Genomic DNA, 5,224 nt, shown 5'->3' on the forward strand with positions numbered 1-5,224 from the left:
GGCCGGCGGGCCGTGCTCCGCCGGTGCCCCGTCAATGGGTCGAACGGCTGACCGGGAGCGGTTCAGACGGCGGGCACACCGACGTGACGACGAGGCGCCCCATGTCGCCGAGAGCGCACCTCAGGACGACGCGCCGCCCGGCAGCGCCGCGAGGGCCTCCACCTCCACCACGAACTCCGGCCGCGTGAAGCCCGCCACGATCATCAGGGTCGAGGCCGGAACCTGCGCCAGATCGGCGAGCCAGGCGTCGCGCGCGGCCATGTAGCCGGCCATGTGGTGCCGCCCCGTGACATAGGCGTTGAGCCGCAGGACATGCCCGCGCGCCGCGCCCGCCTCGGCGAGGATCGCGTCGAGGTTTGCGAAACAGACGCGCGCCTGTGCCTCAGCGCCCTCGGGCACGCTGCCGTCCGGGGCGAGGCCGAGCTGCCCGCTCGTCACGAGGACGCGCGCGCCGGGGTCCGTGACGACCCCGTGCGCGTAGCGGGCGAAAGGGGGGGCGATTCCCGCCGGGTCGAGCATCTGCATGAGCGTCTCCGCGTGTTGCCGGGTCAGGCTGCACCGCAGTCCGGCCAATCGGGAAGTGCGAGCGAGAAGAAAACAGGCATCGATGTGACCATCGCACAGATTTTGGGCGGCGCCACGGGATCGGGGCGGCCCGATGCCGGAATTCACCTTTTCAAGGTCGGGCCCACTGCTGACGGTCGGCCCGTCCAACACAGGAGGTCGCGATGGAACTGAAGCGAACAGCAGCCGGCGCCGCGGTGCTCGCGCTCGCGGCCGGGGCGTCCGGCGCGGAGACGCAGAAGGCCGTCTTCGGCACCAACTGGCTCGCGCAGGCCGAGCACGGCGGGTTCTACCAGTCGGTGGCGGACGGCACCTACGAGGCCTGCGGGCTCGAGGTCGAGATCATGCCGGGCGGCCCGCAGGTGAACAACCGCGCGCTGATGCTCGCCGGCAGGATGGATTTCCACATGGGCGGCGACATGCTGCAGGCCTTCAACGCGGTCGCCGAGGACATCCCGGTGACGGTGGTCGGCGCCACCTTCCAGAAGCATCCGCAGGTGATCCTCGCCCATCCGGGCAAGGCCGAGACCTTCGAGGACCTGAAGGACCTGACGCTGCTCATCGGCGACAACGGTTTCACCAGCTACTACCAGTGGATGATCTCGGAATACGGCTTCACCTCCGAGCAGCGCGAACCCTACACCTTCAACCCCGCGCCCTTCATCGCGGACGAAAACAAGGGGATGCAGGGCTATCTCTCCTCCGAGCCGTACATGGTCGAGAAGGAGGCCGGGATCGAGCCGGAGGTCTTCCTGATCGCCGACGCGGGCTTCACGAGCTACGCCACCACGATCGAGACCATGGCCGAGACGCTCGAGGAGCGTCCCGAGGTGGTCGAATGCTTCGTCGAGGGCTCGGCCAAGGGCTGGTATACCTACCTCTACGGCGATCCCTCCGCGGCGAACGAGCTGATCCTCGCCGACAACCCGGACATGACGCCGGACAAGCTCGCCTACGCCCGCGAGAAGATGAAGGACTGGGGCATCGTGGACAGCGGTCAGGCGCTCGAGGACGGGATCATGGCGATGGACCCCGCCATGATCGAGGACTTCTACGCCAAGATGGTCGAGGCGGGCGTCGTGGAGGCGGACCTCGACATCGAACAGGCCTACACCACCGAGTTCGTCAACAAGGGCGTCGGCATGGAGCTCAAGCCCGCGAACTGAGATCCTGCGCCGGGGCGGTCCGCCGCCCCGGCCCGACCGGAGGACCGCCGTGCCGTCCGAACCAGCCCCACGCACCGACATCGCCCCGCCGGCCGCCACCGACGTGCGCCCGGAGCTCCTGCGCATGGAAGGCGTGGACAAGATCTTCAACGGCGACGTCGTCGCGTTGAAGGGCATGTCCCTCGACGTGCGGGAAGGCGATTTCATCTCGCTCCTCGGGCCGTCGGGCTGCGGCAAGTCCACCGCGCTGCGGCTGGTCGCGGGGCTCTCGCATCCCTCGCGCGGGCGCATCACATGGACCGGCGGGCAGGACGACGGTGACCTCGGCGTGGTCTTTCAGGAGCCGACGCTGATGCCCTGGGCGACCGTGGCGCAGAACGTCTGGCTGCCGCTGCGCCTGCGCGGGCAGAGCTATACCGCCGTCAAGGACGAGGTGCTCGACGCGCTGCGCCTCGTCGGGCTGGAAAAGTTCCAGACCGCCTATCCCCGCGAGCTGTCGGGCGGCATGAAGATGCGCGCCTCGATCGCGCGGGCGCTGGTGACGCGGCCGCGGCTCATCCTGATGGACGAGCCCTTCGCCGCGCTCGACGAGATCACGCGCTTCCGTCTCAACGACGACCTGCTCGCGCTCCGCGACAAGATCGGCTGCACGGTGGTCTTCGTCACCCATTCGGTCTTCGAGAGCGTCTTTCTCTCGGACCGGATCGTGGTGATGGCGGCGCGCCCCGGCCGGGTGATCCGCGAACTCGCGGTGGACGCCCCCTATCCGCGCACCGACACCTTCCGCACCTCCGCCGACTACGCCGCGTACTGCCGCGACGCCTCGGACGCGCTGCACGCCGCGATGGGAGACGCTGCATGAGCCTCGCCGAACGCGAAGAAATCGCCGATCCGACGATCGACGCCGACGAGCTCGCGCGCCAGCGCGCGCGCCGGCTGGAGCGGATCGGCAAGTGGACGCTGCCGGTGCTGGTCATGGCGCTCGGACTGCTGCTCTGGGACCGTGTCGTGGTCTGGAACGACATCCCGCACTACACGCTTCCCGGTCCGTGGCTCGTCTTCCGGACGCTGATCGAGGACTGGGCGATCCTCTTCGACGCGCTTCTCGTGACGCTCCAGATCACGCTTCTCGCGCTCCTCGTCGCGGTTCTGGGCGGCGTGGGACTGGCGGTGCTCTTCACGCAGAGCCGATGGATGGAGATGTCCTTCTATCCTTACGCCGTGATCCTGCAGGTCACGCCGGTCGTCGCCATCGCGCCGCTCATCTTCATCTACGTGGACAACCGCCTCGCGGGGCTTCTGATCTGCGCGTGGCTGGTGGCCTTCTTCCCGGTGCTGTCGAACACGACGCTGGGGCTCAATTCGGCCGATCACAACCTGCGCGACCTCTTCCGCATCTACGGCGCGACGCGCTGGCAGCGCCTGCGCTTCCTGCAGCTGCCCTCGGCGCTGCCCTACTTCCTCGGCGGCCTGCGCATCGCCGGGGGGTTGAGCCTGATCGGCGCCGTGGTCGCGGAATACGTCGCCGGCACGGGCGGCATCGGCTCCGGCCTCGCCTTCCGCATCCTCGAGGCGGGCTACAGGCTCAACATCCCGCGCATGTTCGCCGCGCTGATCCTGATCGCGCTGACCGGCGTTCTGATCTTCGCCGCGCTCTCGCTCCTCAGCCACCTGATGCTGCGCAAGTGGCACGAAAGCGCGATGACGCGGGAGCGCTGAATGGATTTCATGCAGCTTCCCGGGGGGCCGCTCCGGCTCCGCGACGTCACCGTGCCCGGGTGCCTGGTCGGGCGGGCGGAGGACCTCGTGCGCACCGATATCTCCATCGCCGGGGACCGGATCGTCGCCGAGGGCGGCACGCCGGTCGAGATGGGCGGCGCGATGGTCCTGCCGTGTTTCGTCGACATGCACACGCATCTCGACAAGGGCCACATCTGGGACCGCGCGCCCAACCCCGACGGCACCTTCCCCTCTGCGCTCGCCGCCGTCGCCGCCGACCGCGAGGCGAACTGGAGCGCCGAGGACGTGCGCGCGCGGATGGATTTCGCGCTGCGCTGCGCGCAGGCCCACGGCACCCGCGCCATCCGCACGCATCTCGACAGCCTGCCGCCGCAGGACGCGATCACCTGGCCCGTCTTCCGCGAGATGCGCGCCGAGTGGGCGGACCGGATCGCGCTGCAGGGCGTCTGCCTCGTGCCCGTGGACAAGGCCGGGCCCGACGGCCCCTTCGCGCGCACCGCCGATATCGTGGCCGACGCGGGCGGCGTGCTCGGGATGGTCACCTACGCGGTGCCGGACGTCCGCGCGCGGCTGGAAGGGTTCCTCGCCATGGCGCGCGACCGTGGCCTCGCCGTGGACTTTCACGTGGACGAGAACGGCGACCCCGGCCCCGGCACGCTGCGCACCATCGCCGAGACGGTGCTCGAGACCGGCTTCGACGCGCCGGTGACGGTGGGTCACTGCTGCTCCCTCGCCGTGCAGGACGAGGCCTTCGCGCTCGAGACGCTGGACCTGATGGCGAAGGCGGGCATGCATGTCGTCAGCCTTCCCATGTGCAATCTCTACCTGCAGGACCGGCAGGCCGGGCGCACCCCGCGCTGGCGCGGCATCACGCTCCTGCACGAGATGCGCGCGCGCGGCATCGGCGTGAGCGTCGCCTCCGACAACACGCGCGACCCGTTCTACGCCTACGGCGACCTCGACATGCTGGAGGTCCTGCGCGAGGCCACGCGCATCGGCCAGCTCGACCACGCCGGCCCCGGCTGGGTCGAGAGCGTGCTGGGCCACCCGGCGCGCGCCATGGGGATCGAGGCGCCCGCCCTCGCCCCCGGCGCGCCCGCCGATCTCGTGATCTGCCGCGCGCGCACCTGGATCGAGCTCCTCTCCCGCCCACAGGCCGACCGCATCGTGCTGCGCGGCGGGCGCGCGATCGACCGAACGCTGCCCGATTATTCCGAGCTGGACCACCTGACGAGGACCGCATGACACCCAACGTCGCCGCCGCGAAAGCGGCGCTCTCGCATCTCGACATCGAGGAAAGCCCGAGCGCGATCCGCGCCAAGAGCCGGGATTTCTTCTGGTATTCGCCCGTCCTGAAAGAGCGGCTCGACCACGTCGAGGCCGATTTCGTCGTCGCCCCCCGCGACGAGGCCGAGGTGATCGAGGTGCTCAAGACGTGCTACGCCCACGACGTGCCCGTGACGACCCGCGGGGCGGGCACGGGCAACTACGGGCAGGCGATGCCGCTCGCCGGGGGCTGCGTGATGCACCTGCATCACATGAACCGGGTGAAGGAGGTCCACCCCGGCCGCGTGATCTGCGAGCCGGGAATCCTGCTCAAGGACCTCGACGCGCACTGCCGCGCGCACTCGGGTCAGGAGATCCGCATGTTCTCCTCCACCTGGGCGACGGCCACCATCGGCGGCTTCGTCGCCGGCGGATCGGGCGGCGTCGGCTCCTGCACCTGGGGCAGCCTGCGCGACCTCGGCAACATC

The 5,224-nt window shown here is 69.9% G+C and carries 6 protein-coding genes; 5 read left to right on the forward strand and 1 reads right to left on the reverse strand.

The features are described 5' to 3' along the window. Window positions 1–120: 120 nt before the first annotated feature. The gene (locus ACESL7_RS12715; protein ID WP_372893688.1) at window positions 121–525 is read right to left on the reverse strand and encodes a RidA family protein; all 405 of its coding nucleotides are present in this window, start codon (window positions 523–525) and stop codon (window positions 121–123) included. A gap of 203 nt (window positions 526–728) precedes the next feature. Between ACESL7_RS12715 and ACESL7_RS12720 the strand changes: the two genes are divergently transcribed. From ACESL7_RS12720 to ACESL7_RS12740, 5 genes are all read left to right on the forward strand, one after another. Continuing rightward, entirely contained in the window at window positions 729–1,730 is a 1,002-nt protein-coding gene (locus ACESL7_RS12720; RefSeq protein WP_372893689.1) for an ABC transporter substrate-binding protein, read from the forward strand. Window positions 1,731–1,854: 124 nt separating this feature from the next. Further along, window positions 1,855–2,592, forward strand: a complete 738-nt coding sequence (locus ACESL7_RS12725) for an ABC transporter ATP-binding protein (protein WP_372893693.1) — start codon at window positions 1,855–1,857, stop codon at window positions 2,590–2,592. Beyond that, window positions 2,589–3,449 (forward strand): ABC transporter permease, encoded by an 861-nt coding sequence (locus ACESL7_RS12730; RefSeq protein ID WP_372893690.1) that lies wholly within the window; start codon window positions 2,589–2,591, stop codon window positions 3,447–3,449. Before ACESL7_RS12725 ends, ACESL7_RS12730 begins: the two co-directional genes overlap by 4 nt. Then, on the forward strand, window positions 3,450–4,715 hold the full coding sequence (locus ACESL7_RS12735) for a cytosine deaminase (RefSeq protein ID WP_372893691.1): 1,266 nt from the start codon (window positions 3,450–3,452) through the stop codon (window positions 4,713–4,715). Continuing rightward, the coding region (locus ACESL7_RS12740; protein WP_372893692.1) for an FAD-binding oxidoreductase at window positions 4,712–5,224 on the forward strand (513 nt) is incomplete at its 3' end. The genes ACESL7_RS12735 and ACESL7_RS12740, both read left to right, overlap by 4 nt.

Source organism: Rhodosalinus sp., from assembly GCF_041685465.1.
In the GTDB taxonomy this organism is placed as follows: domain Bacteria; phylum Pseudomonadota; class Alphaproteobacteria; order Rhodobacterales; family Rhodobacteraceae; genus Rhodosalinus.